Here is a 19,676-nt window from a genome sequence, read left to right on the forward strand (position 1 = left end):
TCTGGCGATGGCCCTGCCTGATCTTTGCGCCGGACTCGCCGAGGCCGTGCTCCGGCTCGACACCAAGGCGTCCACCCGCAGTTATCGCGCCATTGTGGACAGGCTGCCCGCCGCCGACCGCGACGAGCTGAGCGCCGGCCTGGTCCCGCTGATCCCGGCGCTGGAACAGGTCGCGCTCGGCAACGGCGGCCTGCTGGCGACGCTGGTGGCCGGGCTGATCGAGCAGGGCGCCGACCCGCTGCCGGTGCTCCCGGTGCTGGTGAGCCGGATGGCGACCGGGCTCGAGCTGGCCGCCCGGTTCGGGGAGCTGGGCGATCCGGCCGGCGCACCCCGGTCGGCCGACGAATATCTGGCTCTCCGGGAGCGCGTGTCCCAGGCGGCGAAGCTCAGTGTCGAGGAAGCCGGCGAGATCGTCCAGGCCTGGTTCTCGATCAAGGACTGGATCCCGAGCCTGCTCCTGCCGCTGCAGCAGAAACGGGCCCGGCTGGCGTTGCCGCAACGCGACCGGCTGACCGCGGCGACGGCCCTGATGACCCCGCACGCCGAAGACGCGGCCTGGCTGTTGGGCCTGCTCGAGGTGCTCGACGACGAACCACTGCTGGTGTTGCACCGGCCTGCGAAACAGGCGTACGAGCTGACCATCAGCGGCGTGGGCGACAACTTCCAGCTGCACACGCTGCTGGCCGCGACGCTGATCGGCAAACATCTGCCGGGTTCGCCCCCGGACCCGTCCTGGGTCGCCGCGGCCACCGAGGGTGAGCTGTCGCCGGCGACGCCGATCCACGGGCAGTTCTATCTGGCCGACGCGACCGGCGAGACCATCTGGAACGAGGGCCGGCCGGCCGACATCCCGCTGCTCGGCGACCATCGGGTGGTGGTGCTCGACCCACCGCCGTACGAGCGGAGCTGGAACCTGGGCCGCACCTATCCGCTGATGCGGCCCGAGGTGACGCTCAACCGCGTGCTTCCGGCGGCGGAGGCGTTCGAGTGGGCGGCGCGGGTGTCGCCGGCAAATTGACGCCGGTGGTGCTGTGCACGTGGGCCGGGATCTCCCCCTCGTGCCGGTCACCGGTCGTGAGTGTTCCGGACGGCTCGAACATCAGAATCGAGCCGCCGGGCGACGACGGCTTGTGCTCGACCCCCTTGGGCACGACGAAGACATCTCCCGGACCGAGCGTGACGGTCTCCCGGTCACGCAGGGCGATGTCGAACCGCCCGTCGAGCACCAGGAAGAACTCATCGGTGTCCTCGTGCACGTGCCAGACGTGTTCCCCGGCGACGTGCGCGATCCGCACGTCGTAGTCGTTCATGCGGGCGACGATGCGCGGGCTGTAGACCTCGGCGAAGGTGGCCAGGGCGGCTTGCAGATTGACCGGTTGCTCCATCCTCCCTTTCTAGCGCCTCAGCGTGATCCGCTGCCCGCACTGCTCCTGGCCGGGCGCGGGCTTGGTGGTGAGGACGAGGACGTCCGTCGCGACGGTGGCGGCCTCGGCGTACGCGGCGGCGAGCACGGACGTGGTGTCGCCGTCCGGGGCATAGGCGGCACCCACCCGGGTCATGCCGGCGATCACCGGGGTGCGGCCGGCCATGGCGGCCGGGGTGCCGTCGACCTCGGTCAGGGTGAGGCCGCCGTAGGTGAGCGGGAAGTCGACCACGTAGGTCAGGTCGCTCGGATCGCCCGGGTGGGCCGCCATCAGATCGTGGAACCACGCCACCAGCAGGTCACGGTCGTCCGGGCCGGCGCGGCGGGCCGGTCCGGTCGCCTCGCCGGACGGAGGGCGGCAGATGGTCACGCGAAACAACTCGGACAGGGTGGGCCAGGTGGCGGTGGCCCGATCGAGGTCGCGAGCGTCGATCCCTACCTCGGAAAAATCCGGCAAAGATCCCCAGGCATCGTCCGGGAGCCGGCTCACGATCGGGGCGTGGCGCGCGGCGCGTAGCAGGGCGCCGGTGACCTCGCCCGATGTCGTCGTCCACCAGCCGAACTGCCGGTCGTCGTCGGCGGGGTAGGCCCGCAGATAGGCGGCCTCGGTGAGCAGCATCGTGTTGGCCACCGGGTCGGCCCGCAGAAAGGCGCCCGCCGCATCCAGAAACTCTGCGGCGTCCGTGCTCGTCGACCAAGTCACAGCCGTCACAGTAGGCGCGTGACGGCCTCGCTGTCCGGGTCGCCGACCGGGTCGGTCACCGAGCAGAAGCGCCAGCCGTGGTCCGCGCCGCGGGCGAGCGTGATCGTGAAGGAGGTCGCGGACAGTTCGGGCCGGTCCTCCAGCCAGACCGTCTTGGCCGAGGTGCTGAGCCCGGTCTGACCCTTGACGACGACCGCCTCGGCCGCCCGGGTGGCCGTGACCCGCACCGTGGCCCGGTCGCCGGGGGAGGCGGGCCCGGTCACCGCGGTCAGCGTGACGGGGCTGGTGTGCACCATGGCGTCCGAGGCGGCGAGCGACTTCAGCACGCCGTCGAGCGAGTCGGCGCTGGCACAACCGGCCTGCGTCACGACACCGGCCGAGGCGGGGTCGCCGGTGGTCAGCAGCCATTGCCCGTACGCCACCATCGAGCCCACAACCGCAGGCCAGTCCGTGCCGCGGTTGGCCAGGACAGGTGCCGACGGCGCCGAAGTGGTGACCGGCGCAGGCCGCGACGCCGCCGTCGCCGACTGGCCCGAGCACCCGGACAGAACGGCGACGGCAGCCGCCCCGGCCAGGGCGAGCAGTGCGAACGATCGGCGCATGGCGTACCTCCTCACCGCTCCCGATCGGTGCCCGGCCGCTAGCGCTGATAGCGGAACGGGTGCCGCCGAGTTGCCGCGTCTATGGTGTGGAGGTGAGCGGGCCGCGGGCGGGCTACCTCGAGCGCATCCGGCAAGGGGGCATGGTCCTCTCGCCGCGGCTCGCGACGGCCTTCGCCGAGGTGCCGCGTGAGGTGTTCGTGCCCGAGGGCTTCCAGCGGCGCGACGGCACCTGGGCCGAACCGGCCGACCCCGACTTCCTCGACATCGTCTACAGCGACGACGTGCTGGTCACCAAGGTCGACGGCCGGACGCCGGTCAGCTCGTCGAGCCAGCCGTCGCTGATGGCGCTGATGCTCGAGACGCTCGACGTGCGGCCGGGGCAGACGGTGCTCGAGATCGGCACCGGGACGGGCTACAACGCCGCCCTGCTGTCCCACCTCGGCGCGCGGGTCGTGAGCATCGACGTGCAGGCCGACGTGGTCGAGCGGGCTCGCGCCGCGCTGGCCCGGGCGCAGGTCGGCAACGTACGGGTGGAACTGGCCGACGGTTATGCCGGCCGGCCCGGCCTCGACGCCGACCACGTGATCGTGACCGTCGGCGTCGCCGGGATCTCGCCGCACTGGCCGCGGCCGATCGTGGCGCCGGTCGAGCACGCCGGCACCCACCCCGTGCTCCGGATCGCCACCGACGGCACGGCCCGGGTGGTCACCCCGGCCGGGTTCATGACCGCGGCCGGGCCGTTGACCGCGGCTCACCCGTTTCCCGCGCCCGCGCCGCCGGGCGTGTTCAGCGAGCTCACCCCGTACGGGGAAATCGTCTTTGATCCGCCCCTGGACGCGCTCGCCTATCGCGATCTCTGGTACGCGGCCGGGGTCTGGCATCGGCGGGCGACCCACGCCGCCGTGCCCGGTCACGAGCAGAGTTGCCTGGTGCTGCTGGACGACGAGCGCACCGGCGGCGCCACCATCACCCCCGACGGGCGGATCAGTGCCCGGGGCGCGCAGGCGGACAAATATGCCGCCGACGCCCGGGCGGTGCTCGACCGCTGGCTCGACCTGGGGCGACCGGCGATGGGGGCGTGGCGCATCACGCTGGCCGCGGGCGGCGACCCGGCCGCCCCGATCCTGATGCCGCACACCTGGGAGCTGTGAGTGGACGACGTTCTGGCCTGGCTGCGAGACCACGCTCACCATCGGTTAGCCAGCCGGTCGCGCCACCGCCGCCCGTCCGGGTCGTAGGCCAGCCGATAGGCCGGGGCCGCCCACCACCGCTGATACCAGGGCAGTGGCTCGGTCGAGTGCCGTCGCAACCGGCCCGGCGGGCGATCACCCTGGCGTCCCCGGTCGTGCCATTTCTGCAGGCGATCGGCGGCCGAGGTCATTTCCCGTACGGCGTCCGCCGGATCGACCAGCGGCACGTCCTCGCTGTCCACGTGTTCCCGCATCAGCGCCAGCCGCAACTCGCGCGGGAACCGCCGCGCCTCGTCGCCCAGTCCCGCCGGGTCGAGCGGCGCCCGCCCGTCGCGCGTGTCGTCGAGGATCGCGTTGGAGATCTCGCTGTCGTGCGTCCACGACCGACGGTTGAAGTTGTCGCTGCCCACGCTGCACCACACGTCGTCGATCACGCAGACCTTGGCGTGCACGTAGATCGGCGTTCCGGCCTCGTTCTCCAGGTCGAACACGTGCACGCGGTCGGGCGCGGCCGACGTGCACAGGCCGATCGCCTTCTCCCGGCCGATCTGGTTGGGCGGCAGAGCGAACGCGCCGTCGACGTCCGGGTGCCGGGGCACCACCGCGATCAGGTGCAGGTCGGGGTAGGTCCGCAGTGCTTCGGCGAACAGCCGGGCCACCTCGGCCGACCACAGATACTGGTCCTCGATGTAGATGAACCGCCGGGCCCGTTTGATCGCCTTGGTGTATCCGCGGGCGATGCTCTGCTCGCCGTCCGGTGCGAAGTCGTACTTCGGGCGCATCGCCGGATACGTACGCAGCGTCTGAATGGTGAGCGTCCCGCACTCGGGCGGGTCGGGCGGCTGCGGCGGCAGCTTGTCGGCGCTCATGTCGGCGCCCCGCAGTTTGTCGGTGATCGTCGAGATCGGGCCGTGCTGGTCGAGGTCGTCGGGCTCGTTCCACCGTTCCCGGAAGGTCAGGTCGAGCACCCCCACCACCGGTCCGCGCAACGCCAGCTGCACGTCGTGCCAGGGCGGATTCTTCCCGTACGCCTTGGCCATCGGCACCGCCTGCGGATCCCCGAGGTGCCGTTCGTCGTCGCGGCGGCTGTGACACAGGTCGATGCCGCCGGCGAAAGCGATGTCGAGCTCGGGGCGGTCCGGGTGCCGCAGCACGACGAGCTTCTGGTGGTGCGAGCCCCCGCGACGGACCCGCTGGTCGAGCAGCACCTCACCGCCGGCCGCGCGGATGTCCTCGCTGAGGTTGCGGTTCTCCTCCTCGCTGTAGGCGAGTTTGTCCAGGTGGGAGCGCCACAGCAGCCCCTTGACGACGACACCGCGCCGAGCCGCGGCACTGAACAGCTCGGCGATGGTCGGGCCCTCGTCGCGCATCCGCTCGTCCGGGTCACCCCGCCAGTCGGTGAAGAACAGGTGGTCACCCTCGCGGAGGCTTTCCACCTCCGTTACCAGACGGTCAAAATATGTTTTGCCGTGAATAAGAGGTTCGGCGGCGTTTCCGGCGCTGAACGTGGGTATGGAGGAGGCCGGGTTGCCCCGCTCCTCCGTGGTGAGGAACCAGTCCGGCTGAGGCACGCCCTCGAATCTAAGTCGCAAGCCGGAAGCGCGCACGTCGACACCGTTCCGGAGGGAATCACGCCATGAGCAGCGAGCCGATCACCACCACCGACGTCACCGAGAACACCGAGAAGGGCCTGCTCATCGCGGTCCTGCTGCTGGTCGTGCTGGGCGTGGCCGGGATGATGTTCATGGTTTGATCGTTGTGAATGACAGGGTGGTCGGCACCGGTTCGCCACCCTCGGTGAAGCCGGTCAGCGTCAGGCCCGCATCCAGCACCGCCTGCAGTAGTGCGGGCAACGGAAAGTGAGTGGCACCCACCCGGTTGCGCACACCCTCGGTGGTCCACGAGTCCTTGGTCCAGTGACCGTCCAGATAGCCCGGCCTGATCACCACGGCCGCGGGATCGCTGCGATCGGCGAACCCGCCGCAGAAGGCCGGATGCACCCCCACATGCACGAACACCCCGCCCGGCCGCAGCACCCGGGAGACCTCACGCAGCACGGCCGGATAGTCCGGCATGTCGGTGTGCACCAGCATCGCCACCACCGCAGGCACCGAACCGTCACGCACCGGCAGACGCGTCGCGTCACCCCGGGCCACCGGCAACTTCGTTTTCCCGTACGCAAGCATGCCCGCCGACAGATCCACGCCGAGTGGAGCCCAGCCGAGTTCCCGAAGCTGCGCCGCGTGCACCCCGGTGCCACAGCCCACCTCCAGGACCGTCCCGCTCCCGGCCCCCAGCAGTTCGGTCAGTTGGCGCTGCACCCCGATCGGATCACCGGGCCGGCTCGCCGGCAGAAAGTCGTGCTCGTACCAGTCCGCGATCTCGTCATACGCCGCCGTAGGTGCCATACCCCTCATCGTGCCCACGCGGGCCGCCGCTCACCGTCCCGGAACGTTCGCCCGCAGCGGAAGCCGTCACGGCGCCAAGGTGCGGGGATACAGCTCGGTCTCCGGGTGATCGGCACGGAATCGGGACAGCGCCACCCCACTCACCTGCGTGTCGACGAGGTCGAGCCGGTTGAGGTCGAAGCGCTCGAGCGCGGCGAGGACGGCATCGGTGACGGGCGTGCCCCGCAGACTCAGCGAGCCCAGACGCCGCACGCCGTCGAGCAGCGCGATCACCTCGTGGTCGGTGCCGCGCCGCAGATGCAGGGCGAGCCGGTCGAGGTCCGTCGGCAGTGTGGCCCGGGCACCGATCCCGGCGGCGGTGAGGGTCATTTCCCGTACGGGAAAACCGATGTCACCGTCGAGGAACAGCGCGCCCTCGGCACTGAGGTCGAGGCGGCTCAGATTCGGCGCAAGGCCGCCCAGCGCGCCGAACCCCCACGGACGCGACGGCAGACCGCGGATCGTCAGGATCTCCAGATTCGGTAGAGCGGGCAGCTCGGCCAGGAGTTCGGCCCGCAGAGCGAGCGACCACACCTCGTCCGCGGCGGCGGCCAGATGCCGGGCGTCGGCGTGATCCCAGCACTCGGCCCGCAGGTGGATGCTGAACGGGGTGCCGTCGTGGTGGGGTGGCAGCGCCGGGCCGACCACGTGGAACGGCGGCCGCCCCTCCCGCGCGTGATAGAGCCGGGAGTTGTCGTCGGTGAAGCGGCCGCAGCACACGAGCTCGATCACGGTGGCCGAGCCCGTTTCGTCGACGACTGCCACGTCGATCCACTCGGGCACCCGGCCGTCGCGCCACAGCTCGGCGACCGCGGTGGCGGCGTCGCACTTGCTCAGGAAGCGTGTGCTGTCTTGCGGAAACCGGACCTCGCCCGGCTCCGGCGGATTGCCGTCGTAGGACTGGTTGAGCCGCACCCGGAACAGCAACGGCGCCGGGAGTTCCTCGGCCACGAATTTCCGGGCGAACGCCCAGGCCGCCTCGGCCGACGCGTGCAGACGTCCGGCGAACACGTCCCGATCCACGCGGAGAGCCTAGTGGTGAGCGGCGACACTTGTTGTTTCAGATTTGAAAGAGTTAGTCTCTTCCCATGGCCGACCCGCTGACGGAGAGCGAACAGCTCACCTGGCGCACCTTCATCGAGAGTTCGTGGGCTCTGCACACCCACCTCGAGGACGAGCTGCGCGCGCAGACCGGTCTCAGCATGAATGACTACCACGTTCTCGTCACCCTGTCCGAAGCGCCCGAACATCGGCTCCGGATGGGGGAACTGGCGGGGAAGCTGGTGTTCTCGCCGAGCCGGATCACCTATCAGATCAGCTCCATGGTCAAGCGCGGCCTCGTCCGGAAGCAGCCCTGTCCCGAAGACGGGCGCGGCCAAGAGGCTGTGCTCACCGACGAGGGCCTGCACGCGCTCGAGTCGGCCGCGCCGCTGCACCTCATCACCGTTCGCGACAGCTTCATCGATCGGCTCGATCCCGACGAGCTCGCCGTGATCGCCCGCGTGTTCGACAAAGTCAGGAAGGCGTAACCCATGCCCGCGATTACCGTCGACGACGTTCTGGTCCTGCCGCGGGTGCCGCAGCTCGACCCCTCGACCAGCTTCCGGCCCGTCCGCCGCCTCACCACCGCGCCGAGCGGTTACGAGGGCGAGGGCTTCCCGGTCCGCCGGGCCTTCGCCGGTGTGCCGATCAACGAACTCGACCCGTTCATCCACCTCGACCAGATGGGTGAGGTCGACTACGCGCCGGGTGAACCCAAGGGCACGCCGTGGCACCCGCACCGCGGTTTCGAGACGGTCACCTACATGATCGACGGGATCATGGACCACCAGGACTCGCTGGGCAGCGGCGGCACGATCGCCAACGGCGACACCCAGTGGATGACCGCCGGCCAGGGCATCCTGCACATCGAGGCGCCGCCGGAGCACCTGGTGACCAGCGGTGGCCTGTTCCACGGGCTGCAACTGTGGGTCAATCTGCCCCGCGCGGCCAAGATGATCACGCCGAAGTACCAGGACATCCGCGGCCGCGAGTCGGCCCTGCTGACCACGCCCGACGGCGGGAGCCTGATCCGGGTCATCGCCGGCGAGGTCGGCGGGCACGCCGGTCCGGGGTCGACGTTCACGCCGATCAACCTGGCCCACGTCACGCTGCAGCCCGGCGCCCGGCTCGACCTGCCCTGGCAGCCCGACTACAACGCGCTGGTCTACGTGCTGGCCGGCCGCGGCACGGTCGGCGTCGAGCAGCGCCCGATCCAGATCGGTCAGCTGGCCGCCCACGGCAAGGGCGACGCGATCCGGGTCACCGCCGACGCCACGCAGGACTCGAACATCCCGGCCATGGAACTCTTCATCATGGGCGGCCGCCCGATCCGCGAGCCGGTGGCGCACTACGGCCCGTTCGTGATGAACACCCAGGCCGAGCTCAAGCAGGCGTTCGAAGACTTCCAGAAGGGGCGCCTGGGCGTGATCCCGGCCGAGCGGATGCCGCACACGGACTGATTCGGATCACTTTCCATTCAGTTTCCATAAGGGACGTATGGGGACCGTTCCGGTATGCCCACCGGAACACCCTCGGTGATCTACCCTGCTCGGCATGGTGATCGAGCGATTCGCGGAGCTTGTCGTGCGGGGTGGCATCAATGTCCAACCGGGGCAGGGTGTCGTGATCTATACCGATACGGCCCACCTCGAAATCGCCCGGGCGGTCACCGAGGCCGCCTACGCCGCCGGTGCCGCCTGGGTCGAGCCGATCTGGAGCGACGGCCCCATGCGCCGGTCGGCCGTGCAGCATGCCACGATCGAAAACCTTTCCGCCGTACGCCCGTGGGCCCTCGAACGCATCGCCGAGTGGACCGCGGCCGGGGCGGCCTGGATCCGGCTGATGGGCGAGGCCGACCCGCACCAGTTCGACGGCCTCGACCCGGCCAAGGTCGCCGCCTCCCCGGCCGAGGAGACGCAGGCCATGCGCCGGGCCGTGTTCGACGGGATGCGCTGGACCGTGGTCGGCGCCCCCAACCCGGGCTGGGCCCGTGAGGTGTTCGGCGAGCCCGATGTGGAACGGTTGTGGAAGGCGGTCGGCACGGCCATGCGCCTCGACGCCGACGATCCGGTCGAGGAGTGGCAGCGGCGGGCCGCGATGCTGGCCGAGCGGGGCCGCCGGCTCGACGAGCTCGAGCTGACCGAGCTGCGCTACGCCGGTGAGGGCACCGATCTGACCGTCGGGTTGCTGCCGGGCAGCCGCTGGAAGGGCGGCGGGCTGGTCGACGCGGACGGCGTCCCCTACCTGCCCAACATCCCGACCGAAGAGGTCTTCACCAGCCCCGACCGCAACCGGGCCGAGGGCGTGATCCGGGTGACCCGGCCGGTGGTGATCAGCGGGCGGGTCATCACCGGGCTGGTGGTGACCTTCAAGGACGGGTGCATCACCGCGGTCGAGGCCGACGAGGGCGCCGAGGTCGTGCGGGCGCATCTGGACACCGACGAGGGTGCCCGCCGGCTGGGCGAGGTCGCCCTGGTCGACCGGGACAGCCGCATCGCCCGTACGGGCGTGGTCTTCCACAACATGCTGTTCGACGAGAACGCGGCCTGTCACGTGGCGTGGGGGCAGAGCTTCCCGTTCGCGGTCGAGGGCGGCGGCGCGATGACCGAGCGGCAGCGGGCCGAGCTCGGCCTGAACATGTCGAGCGTGCACACCGACGTGGTGATCGGCGGCGAGGGCATCTCGGTGACCGGCCGCGGCCCGAAGGGCACAGTGGACATCATCCGCGACGATGAGTGGGTGCTGTAGGCCGAGCCCTTGGGGGAGCGCGGATGACGGTCTCTCTGGGTCCCTACCCGCTGTGCGCGATCTGCCGGCAGACCAACGGCGGACTGGTCGCCGTCAGCCACCGCCAGTTTCATCTTCGCGCGCACGGCAAGGAGGCCTGCGTCGACCAGGGACTCGCCGGGCTGATCGACGCGCTGTGGGCGGTGTGTGACACGCGGAGCTGTTGCGAGCAGGACGGCGATCGCGCGTACGTGGTGCCCGAGTGGGGTTCCCTCGACGCGGCCCACGAGATGCTGGTCCGCCTCGGGCTCAAGCCCACCGAGCGGCACGGCATCCTCTACTTCGAGCCGCCGGCCACACCTTTCCTGAGCGACCCGGAACAGGTGCAGAATCGGCTTCGACGGCCGGCCACGACATCGGTGACCTGGCGGGTGACGGGCGGCAAGTTCCAGGTGAGCGCTCAGCCGGCCGCGAACGGATAGCGGGCGGTGAAGCGGGCGAACAGTTCGGCCTGCGCGGCGAGGCGATCGCCCCGGCGGGCGGCCTGGTCGAACACCGTGAACGTGGCCTGCGTGTTGCGCCCGAACACCACCTCGTCGGGGTCATGGCCGGGTCGCGGGATGGCGGCCAGGTGGATGACCGCGTCGGCGCCGTCGAGCGCGTCCGCCACGGAGCCGGTGTCACGGGCGTCGGCTACGAGCGTACGGGAAGCACGGGTTTGATCCGACTCGAGAACCAGGGCGGTCGAGGTGATGCCCTGAGCAGCCAGAAGGTCGAGAACCGCGGTGCCGATCAGGCCGGCCGCTCCGGTGACGAGAACGTGCGCAGGCATGACCCGGAACTTACTCGCACGATCGCTTATCATCGGCCCTGGATGAGGCCGGGCCGGTGGGGGCAACGTGGCGTTCCGGGTGGAATACGACGGCGAGGTGATCGAGTTCGCCGCACTGGATGCTGCTCTCGACTGTGCCCGCAACGCGATCGTGAACGACCTCGGCCGCATCGACGGCTGGTCGGTCGAGCACGACGAGGAGCTCAACGACTGGTACGTCCGCGGCGTGCGCAACGGCCGCCGGGTCGGGCCGACGGCGATCGTCTCGGGGCTGCGGCACCCGGTCGTCTTCGAGGAGTGGGAGCGCCGGGTCGTCTTCATCGGGCAGACGCCGGCCGAGGCGTTCGCGATGGCCGCCGCCTGGCTCGAGAAGCGGCCCGACATCACCACCCTGGGGGACGTCGGCTGGCATCACACCGCCGACGGCCACCAGCTGCGGGTCTATTTCCGCGGTTAGGGTCTGTCCCGTGGATCACGGGGGCCTGCGCCGAGGCCCAGGCGGCGCCTGACGGCGTCCGCAGAACGGCCACATCCAACACCAGGATGCGACCGCCCTGCGGCCGACGCCAGCCACCACAGAGAGGATGTTGGTGAGCGCCTGCGGCCGAGGTCTGACCCTAGCCACCACTGACCGTGGGTCTTGTCCAGGATCTGTCGGCTGCGGCCGTAGGCGCTCGTCGCACTCATCGGACGTGGCGTTGTGACTTCATAGGAGCCTGGCCAGAGGCCCCATCTCTGTCTTGTCCGCGTTGCCCGGCTGGTGCGTGCCGCCCTGCTCACGGTCGCAAAGACAGGACGACGATGCCCTCTATTACACCCGACACTGTGGCGTTCGACGTCGCGGGTGGCGTTGATACACATCAGGACACTCACACCGCCGCGGTGATCGACGTGATCGGCCGGGTGCTGGGTACCGAGCAGTTTCCCGCGACAGCGGCCGGCTATGTCGCTTTGCTGAGCTGGATGCGCGGGTTCGGCCGGGTGGGCCGTGTCGGTGTCGAGGGCACCGGCGCTTACGGCGCTGGGCTCACGCGTCGGCTGCGGGAGCAGGGAGTCGAGGTGATCGAGGTCGATCGGCCCCACCGCAAGACCCGTCGTTTCCAAGGCAAGTCTGATCCGATCGATGCCATCGCGGCTGCTAAAGCCGCCCTGGCCGGTGAACGGACCGGCCTGCCCAAACAGCGCGACGGCCGCGTCGAAGCCCTACGCAATCTCAGAGTCGCCCGGCGCAGCGCCGTCGAACAGCGTTCCGATGCCCAGCGCCAGATCAAATCTCTGATCATCACCGCTCCGGACGAACTGCGCGCCCAGCTACGCGGCCTGACCACTGCCAAGCTGATCGCCACCTGCGCGAACACGCGGCCCGACCATGCGGATGCGGGCTCACCGGTCACCGCCGTCACGATCGCTCTGCGCTCGCTGGCCCGCCGCCATCAACACTTGAGCGTCGAGATCGCCGATCTCGACGCCTTGCTCGAACCTCTCGTCGCCTCGATCAACCCCGCCCTGATCAGCGTTGCCGGCGTCGGCACGGACGTCGCCGGGCAACTGCTGGTCACCGCCGGTGAAAACCACGACCGGCTGACCAGCGAAGCCAGCTTCGCCATGCTCTGCGGCGTCGCACCGCTGCCCGCTTCTTCCGGGAAAACCACCCGGCACCGGCTCAACCGCGGCGGTGATCGCCAAGCCAACGCCGCCCTCTACCGCGTCGTCCTCGGACGCCTGCGCTGGGACTCACGCACTCGCGCCTACGCGCAACGACGAACGACCGAAGGCATGTCCAAGAAAGAAATCATCCGCTGCCTCAAACGCTACGTCGCCCGCGAGCTCTACCAGCTCATCGTGATACCCGAACATCACCGCACCACTTGACATCCATAGGAGCATCCTGGACCGCACCGCAGACCCGCGTGATCCACGGGACAGACTCTAAGCCGCTTTCGCGCTGACCGCCTGTTCCATGTCCCGCCGGACCTGGTCGAAGTCGACGCCGCGGTCGGCCAGGATCAGTGCGGCCAGCCCCTGACCCTCGCGCAGCAGCCCGAGCATGATGTGTTCGGGCGCGATGAACTTCTGCTTGAGCCGGATCGCCTCGCGCAGCGACAGCTCGAGCACCTTTTTGTTGCGGTTGGTGAAGGGGACGTGGCGCCGTCTCCTCTTGTCGGCCGGCGGCGGGATCCGCAACGCCCCGGCGCCGAAATTCGCTTCGATCGCTTCCCGTACGGCGGCCAGGTCGATCCCGATCGCCTTGAGTGCGGCCGCGTCCTCGGCGTCGGTCTCACTCAGCACCGGGCCGTCCTGCGTGTGCCCGCCGATCCTTTTCAAGACATCTTCCCGTACGGTGTTCGCGTCGAGCCCGGTCGACCGGGCGACCGCGCCGTCGGTGTCGGCCAGCAGCGCGAGCAGCGTGTGCTCGGTGCCGATGTGGTCGTGGTGCAGCGCCCGGGCCTCGGTCTGCGCGTTGGTCACGACGGCGCGCGCCCCGCTGGTGAATCGCTCGAACATCTCTCAGTCCTCCCGTGGGTCGTGCGCCGGCATCAGGCGGGCATGCTTCTTGTGTACGCCCTGGCGGGTCACCTCGAGCGCGTCGGCGATCTCCTGCCACGACCAGCCCTTGCGGCGGGCGTTGGCCACCTGCAGGTGCTCGAGGCCTTCGAGCAGGCGGCGCAGGGCCACCACCGCGCGCAGGCCGACCCGGGGGTCGGTGCTGCTCGCGGCCGCGGCGAGATCGGTTGCTTCGGTCATGCTGTCAACTTAGGTTGACTATCCCGCTCGTGTCAACCTCGGTTGACGTCGCGAGCACAAAAAAGCCGACCCGCGTGGGTCGGCTCTCTTGCCTATTTGCCGCGGCCGGTCTTCTCCTGCAGCTCGTCGATCTTCAGCGACGCTTCGGCCTTGGTCAGCCCGTCCGGCACGTCCTCGTGCGCCTCGCCGGCGAGGGTGTGCAGGTAGGACTCCTGCGCTCCGGTGGCCGGCTCGTCGCCGGTGGTCCAGTCGGCCGGGTCCTTCTCGGCGTTCGAAAGGTCGCTCATCGCGCCATCCTTTCTTTGTTCGAACGCCTGTACCCTTACCCGCCGTAGGTCAGCTCCATGCCGATGGTGTCGTTGTACGCGACAGACAACTCGACCGGGCGATGCGCCGGCGCGGTGACCGCGAACGGGTGGCCCTGCGGGTCGATCATCTCGGCGTAGTGGCCCAGGCCCATCTCGACCGGCCCGGTCACCACCCGGCCGCCCAGTCCGGCGCAGCGGTCGATCGTCTCGGAGGCGTCGGCCACCTGGAACGACGGCTGCCAGCGGACGTCGTAGCGCCCGGTGATCAGGCCGGCCACCGAGTCGTGGGCCTCGCTCAGCCACTCGGCGCTGCCGAACTCGTGGGTCAGCGTCCAGCCGAAGGCGGAACCGTAGAACCGCTCGGCCGCGTCCACGTCGTCGGTGATCAGGTCGGACCACTCCATCGCGCCCGGCTCGCCCCGCACCTGGGCGCCGGCGAACCCGTTCGACTCCCACAGCCCGAACATCGCACCGGACGCGTCGGCCACGATCGCGCTGCGGGCGTCGCGGCGGTCGTCCGGGAGAGACAACTGTTTCCCGTACGCCTGTGTGACGTCCTTGATCATCGCCTCGAGGTCGTCCGCGGCCAGGTAGGTCAGCCATCCCTCGGGCCGTTCCGGACGCGGCCGGCTGATGCCCGCCACCGCACGCCCGTCGAGCAGGAATCGATCGCCCTCGACCTGCCAGCCGAAGAGCCCGGCGTAGAAACCCGCCGCGTCGTCCGGGTTCGAAGTCGTGAGCTCGACCCAGCAAGGGGTCGACGGCGCAAAGCCTCTAATCCGCATATACCACTCCAACGTGGACGTCCCCGAATGCATAAGAGTCTACGGCAATCTATACGCGCCGTCACTACCCTGGGGTTCAATGTCCGCTTTAGAGCATCTTTCCGCTACCTAAAGTGACTGCGTGTTAGAGGTATGTCACACGAGCGTTAGCGCACCTGTTTGCGTTAACTCGTAGCGTTCGGTTGGGAGCGTGTCCATCGGTGATCGTGGACGCGGGATCAGCGTTCCTCAATGCGCGAACGGTGTCTCGCCCGTACGGGAAAAGCGTCTCTCAGCGCGCGGCCGGTGTCTCTGTGCGTGGGATCAGCATCTCGAACCAGACGGTTGTGCCCCGCACCGTCGGGTCGGTGCCCCACGAGTCGCTGAGTTCCTCGATCAGGCCGAGACCCCGCCCGCGGCTGCTCATCGTGTCGGCGTGCGCCCGGATCACGCTGCCCCGCGTGCCGGTGTCGGCCACCGAGACCAGCAGGCGCTCGGCGTTCAGGTCGATGTGGACCTGCGCCGGCGTGCCCGCGTGCAGCAACGCGTTGGTGGTCAGCTCGCTCGTGCACAGGATGGCGGCGCCGATGACCTGCTCCGGAACCGACCACTCGCGCAGGTGCGTGGTCATCCATTGCCGTACGCGGCTCGGGCCCGTCGGTTCGGCCGGCACCAGCATGGTGGCCGACCGGCTCATCGCCACCGCGTGCTCGACCGCCAGCACGGCCACGTCGTCGTCGGTCGAACCGGCCACGGCCGAGGTCGCCAGCGAGCACAGGTTGCGCGGATCGCCGCTGGCCGCCGCCGCGGTCGCCGCGACCAGTGCGTCCAGCCCGTCGTTGAGGGCGTGCCCGCGGCGTTCGACCACGCCGTCGCTGAACATCAGGATCGAGTCACCCGGCTCGAGGCGTACCTGGCCGGTCTGCCAGCGCCCGCCCAGCCCCAGCGGAGCGCCCGGCGGCACCTTGACCAGCTCGGCCGTCGGTCGCCCGCCGCCCTGCCCGGCCCGGCGCAGCACCGGCGGCGGGTGTCCCGCGCTCGACATCGTGATCGTGCCGTCGGCCGGGTCGAGCACCCCGTAGACGACGGTCACGAAGATCTCCTCGTTGCGTGACTCGGCCCCCAGCGACCCGACCAGCCGGTCGAGCCCGGCCAGCACGCTCGGCGGCGCCGGGTCGGTCAGGGCCATCGCCCGCAGCGCGGCCCGCACCTGCCCCATCACGGCCGCCGCCCGTACGTCGTGCCCCGCCACGTCGCCCAGCACCATCGCCAGCCGCCCGTCGAGCAGCCGGAACGCGTCGTAGAAGTCGCCGCCGGCCGCGTTCCCGTCGACGCCCACGTCATAGCGGGCCGCGATGCGGAACGTCTCCAGCTCGGGCAGGTGCTCGGGCAGCATGCTGCGCTGCAGCAGCTGGGCCGTGCCGTGCTGGGCCTCGAAGCGCCGGGCCCGCTCGGCCGCCTGCGCGACCAGCTGGGCCGCCGCGTTGAGCAGGGCCCGCTCGGCCGGCAGCCACGTGTGCGCCTCGCGGTAGCCGATCGTCAGCGCCCCCGACAACAACGGGGTGCGCAGCGGCAACGCGGCCAGCGCCCGGATCCGCCGCTCGTGCCGGTCGGACGCCACGTGCAGCAGCGGTTCCCCGTCACCCACGAACGTCGCCTGCCCCGACTGGGCGGCGGCCACGATCGGCGCCCGGGGATCGTTCGGCACCCTCTTCCACACCGGAGGCAGCCGCTCGTCGGCCTCGTCGAGCATCTCGCCCCGGATCCGCCGGACGTAGCGGAAGGCGCCACCGTCGTCGACGGCGAAGGTGCAGTGATCGAGGTCGAACGAGGCCATCGCATAACCCAGCACGACCCGGGCCACGTCGTCGATGGTGAGCGCGCCGGCCAGTTTCGAGGTGAGGTCGCCCAGGTTCTGCAGTCGCCGGGTGACCTGGGTGGTCTCGGCGGCCACGGTGAGCACCCCGGTGACCTGACCACGCAGATCGCGGACTACCGAGTGCCCGCGTGTGAAGAACGCCTGCTCGGGCCGCCCATGCGCGCCCCGAGCGACGGTCAGCGGCGTCTCGGCCTCGAGAAACGCGCGCCCGCTGCGGTAGACGTCCTCGATCACGCCCCCGAAGCCGCGTGACTGCCACAGATCACCCAGCACTTCGGCCGCGGGCTGCCCCAGGGCCGCCGGATGCAGCGCCCCGATCAGGTCGGCGTAGGCATCGTTGTAGATCAGCAGAAAACCGTCGCCGTGGCTGTAGACCATCGGCATGGGCGAGGAAAGAACAAGTTCGACGGTGGCCGCAACCGCAGGATCCCAGTGATCACGCGCACCGAGTTCGGTGCCGGCCCAGTCACGGCCATGCACAAGCTCGGAACAGCCCGGCCGCCCCGGCGCCTCGGCGGAAGTCTGCGCGGGCAACGCGGGCATCACTGAGGGGCTAACCCCGCCACCCGTCCCGCCCATGCGAAAAGAGTATCCCGACTCCGCCATTCGGACGATGCCGCACCAACCTTCCGTCCGATTCTTGACGGTACGACCCCCTGATCCCCCTACGGTGCTCTGCCCACCTTTTCACGGTAAGTAGTTTTCTCACACGCAGCTGGCCTGGCTTTTTCCTGCAGCAGTCACTTAGGGTTGCCGCCGTGACCCGCCCACCCCACTCCGACGCGGTGTCCGCCCACCTCATCCCCACTCAGCGCCACCCCACTCCGCAGGCAACGTCAGCGGCCCCGCAGGCGGTGTCTGTCCCTTCGGCCCGATCTGTCCCCCCGGCCTACCCCATGCCGTCGGCCGGCCCCGCTCAGTCCTGCGGTTCCACCCCGTCGCATGGCTCTGCTGGGTCGTCTGGCCGCACCCTGTCGGGCGACTCTGCTCGGCCGTCCGGGTCCACGCTGTTGGGCGGCTTCGGTCGGTCGCCCGGTTCCACCCTGTTGCGAGGCTCTGCTCAGCCGCCCCGCTCTGCCCCGTTGGGCTGTGCTGCTGAGCCGTCTCGCTCTGCCGAGCCGCAGGTGATCGACCTGTCTGCATTGCCGGCTGCGCCAGAGTCTTCCCCGATGCCCACTCTCGCCGCGGTCGCACGCCACCGTCCCGCTACCTTGCTGATCGCGGCCGCCGTGGCAGTCTTCCTCGCGGGTGGCGTGGCCTACGCCGCCGTACGCCAGGATCCCGTCCTACTCCCGGCGCCATCGGCAACCACGCCACAAAGCGTCTCGCCCTCAGCACCACCCATCGCCCCGGTCGGAATCCCCACCGCCGCCGCCGACCCCGCCAAGGTCAGGCCCGCCCCCGCCCGCTGAACCCGCCCCAGCCCCCGCCAAGGTCGGGTTCGCTCTTGTTCGTCGAGCCCGTTGCTGCCCCCGTCGAGACCAGGCCCGCCCTTGCCCTGAGTCCGTTGCCGTCTCCGTCGGCATCGGGCCTGCTCCAACCCGCTGAGTCCGTCGCTGTCTCCGTCGGCATCGGGCCCGCTCCTTTTCACTGAACCTGCAGCCGTCCTGTCTTCTGCTTACGTTCACGGCGGTTGTTACATGTCGCGAGCGCGGCAAGGCGTTCGTCGTTCTTGACGACGCCCCTCCATTTCCACGGGACCTTTGCACACATCAAGCGTTTGTGCTTGCGCTGGAAGACGTTCTTTCCGTATGCGCCTCAACCCTGTCGTTCGTTCCTGCGGGCACACGAATAGGCGCTTCTCGAGTCAGTGTCGAGTCCTGGTGATTTGGGGGTGCTCGAAATGCAGGGCGCGGTATCTCTATTTGCTGGCGTAGAAAGGGCACATCGCCTTGGCGGATATCGGAGGTCGTGGCTGTGGCCAGAAATCGATTTGTGGTCTCAGTCCCGGCCCGCGGGACCACTGGTGGACCCGGTCTCGAAGCCTAGGACGTATTAGACATGAGCGTCGCGCGGAACGTGGCGTCAGGCCTTGTCCAACAGTTCCGTCTACATGACCGGGCCGGTGCGTGTCGTGCGCCCGGCCCGCGGGCGTCATTCGCAGGCGCCAGGCCGTGAGGGATTGCGGCGCCTGGTCGTCGTGGGTTGCGGGCGTCTGGTCGTGTGGGAGTGCGGCGCATGGTCGTCGTGGGCTGCGGGCGCCTGACCGTCTGGGCTTGCGGGCGGTTGGTCGTTTTGGGTCGGGCCGCCTGCTCGGCTGGGGGTTCGAGGGCGGTCTCGGGTGGGCGCTTGCCGCTGGTTCTCGGCCAGCGAGATCGACCGCTCCACGTGACCGCGCAGTCGGGGCCGTAGTTGATACATGCGTCAGCGGCGGCACCTGGTGGTTGAAGGGGCACCTCGCTGGCGTCGAAGGATTGGTCCGCCTGCAGATCGTCTTCCACTTGACTGACGCGGAACTCGCGACCCACTTCTTGGCCACGTTTCCGCTGGATGGCCCCCAGTTCCACGTCGAGATCCGCCGGTAGGCCTGTCTCGCAGCTCGTCTCGGGTACGCCGGCCGACCCGTGATCCTCAGCCGCGACATCAAGAGTCGCCACCGCCGGCGACGGCTGAACGCGGGTAGCTCTCGCCGACAATGCCCGCACGCTCGTGGCGACGGCCGGCGACCCCTGCGCGCGGGTGGCTCTGACTGGCAACGGCTGCACCCGGGTGGCTCCGGCTGGCGACAGCTGCACACACGTGGCTCCGGCCGGCGACCCCTGCGCGCGGGTGGTTCTGGCTGGTGACGGCTGTGCGCGGGTGGCTCTGACTGGCAACGGCTGCACGCGGGTGGCTCCGGCTGGCGACGGCCGCACGCAGGTGGCTCCATCCGGCCAGATCAATGGTGGGACGGCCTCGAACTGATCGTGCAGTCCCAGCTCTGCGCACAGCAGGGAGCAACCAAGTGACCGGCACAGTTTCGTGGCGTGGCGCCTTGCGAGACCCCAATCGCGGCGACGCGCGTGGTCGCGGCGG

Annotated in this window: 20 protein-coding genes; 8 read left to right on the plus strand and 12 right to left on the minus strand. The window is 69.9% G+C overall.

The features are described from left to right. Positions 1 to 7: 7 nt before the first annotated feature. Entirely contained in the window at positions 8 to 1,018 is a 1,011-nt protein-coding gene (locus tag KOI35_RS24050) for a hypothetical protein (RefSeq protein WP_215790260.1), read from the plus strand. Here KOI35_RS24050 and KOI35_RS24055 read toward each other — a convergent pair. From KOI35_RS24055 to KOI35_RS24065, 3 genes are read right to left on the minus strand one after another with little or no spacing between them, the layout of a single operon-like run. Then, entirely contained in the window at positions 954 to 1,385 is a 432-nt protein-coding gene (locus KOI35_RS24055) for a cupin domain-containing protein (RefSeq protein WP_215790262.1), read from the minus strand. The two genes, KOI35_RS24050 and KOI35_RS24055, sit on opposite strands and share 65 nt — an antisense overlap. A gap of 9 nt (positions 1,386 to 1,394) precedes the next feature. Further along, complete coding sequence (locus KOI35_RS24060; RefSeq protein WP_215790264.1) at positions 1,395 to 2,126, minus strand: hypothetical protein; 732 nt, start codon at positions 2,124 to 2,126, stop codon at positions 1,395 to 1,397. A gap of 5 nt (positions 2,127 to 2,131) precedes the next feature. Further along, the gene (locus KOI35_RS24065; RefSeq protein WP_215790266.1) at positions 2,132 to 2,728 is read right to left on the minus strand and encodes a hypothetical protein; all 597 of its coding nucleotides are present in this window, start codon (positions 2,726 to 2,728) and stop codon (positions 2,132 to 2,134) included. 92 nt (positions 2,729 to 2,820) lie between these two features. Between KOI35_RS24065 and KOI35_RS24070 the strand changes: the two genes are divergently transcribed. After that, entirely contained in the window at positions 2,821 to 3,879 is a 1,059-nt protein-coding gene (locus KOI35_RS24070; protein ID WP_215790268.1) for a protein-L-isoaspartate O-methyltransferase family protein, read from the plus strand. 35 nt (positions 3,880 to 3,914) lie between these two features. On the opposite strand, the gene KOI35_RS24075 is transcribed toward KOI35_RS24070, so the two are convergent. From KOI35_RS24075 to KOI35_RS24085, 3 genes are all read right to left on the minus strand, one after another. Beyond that, on the minus strand, positions 3,915 to 5,489 hold the full coding sequence (locus tag KOI35_RS24075; RefSeq protein WP_215790270.1) for a phospholipase D family protein: 1,575 nt from the start codon (positions 5,487 to 5,489) through the stop codon (positions 3,915 to 3,917). Between the two features lie 171 nt (positions 5,490 to 5,660). Continuing rightward, the gene (locus tag KOI35_RS24080; protein ID WP_215790271.1) at positions 5,661 to 6,326 is read right to left on the minus strand and encodes a class I SAM-dependent methyltransferase; all 666 of its coding nucleotides are present in this window, start codon (positions 6,324 to 6,326) and stop codon (positions 5,661 to 5,663) included. A 66-nt stretch (positions 6,327 to 6,392) separates the two neighbouring features. Beyond that, on the minus strand, positions 6,393 to 7,388 hold the full coding sequence (locus KOI35_RS24085) for a hypothetical protein (protein ID WP_215790273.1): 996 nt from the start codon (positions 7,386 to 7,388) through the stop codon (positions 6,393 to 6,395). A gap of 65 nt (positions 7,389 to 7,453) precedes the next feature. Here KOI35_RS24085 and KOI35_RS24090 point away from each other — a divergent pair, with 65 nt between their 5' ends. The 4 genes from KOI35_RS24090 to KOI35_RS24105 all read left to right on the plus strand — a co-directional run bounded on the left by KOI35_RS24090 (position 7,454) and on the right by KOI35_RS24105 (position 10,615). Beyond that, entirely contained in the window at positions 7,454 to 7,894 is a 441-nt protein-coding gene (locus KOI35_RS24090) for a MarR family winged helix-turn-helix transcriptional regulator (RefSeq protein ID WP_215790275.1), read from the plus strand. A gap of 3 nt (positions 7,895 to 7,897) precedes the next feature. After that, positions 7,898 to 8,866, plus strand: a complete 969-nt coding sequence (locus tag KOI35_RS24095; protein WP_215790277.1) for a pirin family protein — start codon at positions 7,898 to 7,900, stop codon at positions 8,864 to 8,866. 94 nt (positions 8,867 to 8,960) lie between these two features. Next, positions 8,961 to 10,154 (plus strand): aminopeptidase, encoded by a 1,194-nt coding sequence (locus KOI35_RS24100; protein ID WP_215790279.1) that lies wholly within the window; start codon positions 8,961 to 8,963, stop codon positions 10,152 to 10,154. A gap of 23 nt (positions 10,155 to 10,177) precedes the next feature. After that, complete coding sequence (locus KOI35_RS24105) at positions 10,178 to 10,615, plus strand: hypothetical protein (protein ID WP_215790281.1); 438 nt, start codon at positions 10,178 to 10,180, stop codon at positions 10,613 to 10,615. Here KOI35_RS24105 and KOI35_RS24110 read toward each other — a convergent pair. Next, the gene (locus KOI35_RS24110; RefSeq protein ID WP_215790283.1) at positions 10,594 to 10,965 is read right to left on the minus strand and encodes an NAD-dependent epimerase/dehydratase family protein; all 372 of its coding nucleotides are present in this window, start codon (positions 10,963 to 10,965) and stop codon (positions 10,594 to 10,596) included. The two genes, KOI35_RS24105 and KOI35_RS24110, sit on opposite strands and share 22 nt — an antisense overlap. Positions 10,966 to 11,032: 67 nt before the next feature. Between KOI35_RS24110 and KOI35_RS24115 the strand changes: the two genes are divergently transcribed. Then, entirely contained in the window at positions 11,033 to 11,422 is a 390-nt protein-coding gene (locus KOI35_RS24115; protein WP_215790284.1) for a hypothetical protein, read from the plus strand. 344 nt (positions 11,423 to 11,766) lie between these two features. Continuing rightward, positions 11,767 to 12,837 (plus strand): IS110 family RNA-guided transposase, encoded by a 1,071-nt coding sequence (locus KOI35_RS24120; RefSeq protein WP_215790286.1) that lies wholly within the window; start codon positions 11,767 to 11,769, stop codon positions 12,835 to 12,837. Between the two features lie 57 nt (positions 12,838 to 12,894). Here the strand turns inward: KOI35_RS24120 and KOI35_RS24125 are convergent, their stop codons facing one another. The 5 genes from KOI35_RS24125 to KOI35_RS24145 form a co-directional block, all read right to left on the minus strand. Next, positions 12,895 to 13,470, minus strand: a complete 576-nt coding sequence (locus KOI35_RS24125) for a Clp protease N-terminal domain-containing protein (protein WP_215790288.1) — start codon at positions 13,468 to 13,470, stop codon at positions 12,895 to 12,897. 3 nt (positions 13,471 to 13,473) lie between these two features. Beyond that, positions 13,474 to 13,710, minus strand: coding sequence for a helix-turn-helix domain-containing protein (locus tag KOI35_RS24130; RefSeq protein ID WP_215790290.1), 237 nt, complete (start codon positions 13,708 to 13,710; stop codon positions 13,474 to 13,476). A 92-nt stretch (positions 13,711 to 13,802) separates the two neighbouring features. Beyond that, the gene (locus tag KOI35_RS24135) at positions 13,803 to 13,997 is read right to left on the minus strand and encodes a DUF3072 domain-containing protein (protein WP_215790291.1); all 195 of its coding nucleotides are present in this window, start codon (positions 13,995 to 13,997) and stop codon (positions 13,803 to 13,805) included. A gap of 35 nt (positions 13,998 to 14,032) precedes the next feature. Continuing rightward, positions 14,033 to 14,803 carry a VOC family protein gene (locus KOI35_RS24140; protein ID WP_215790293.1) on the minus strand — a complete coding sequence of 257 codons (771 nt, stop codon included), beginning with the start codon at positions 14,801 to 14,803 and terminating at the stop codon, positions 14,033 to 14,035. A gap of 271 nt (positions 14,804 to 15,074) precedes the next feature. Beyond that, on the minus strand, positions 15,075 to 17,240 hold the full coding sequence (locus tag KOI35_RS24145) for an ATP-binding SpoIIE family protein phosphatase (RefSeq protein WP_215790295.1): 2,166 nt from the start codon (positions 17,238 to 17,240) through the stop codon (positions 15,075 to 15,077). Positions 17,241 to 19,676: the final 2,436 nt, after the last annotated feature.

It is taken from the genome of Paractinoplanes bogorensis, from assembly GCF_018829635.1.
Classification (GTDB): Bacteria; Actinomycetota; Actinomycetes; order Mycobacteriales; family Micromonosporaceae; genus Actinoplanes; species Actinoplanes bogorensis.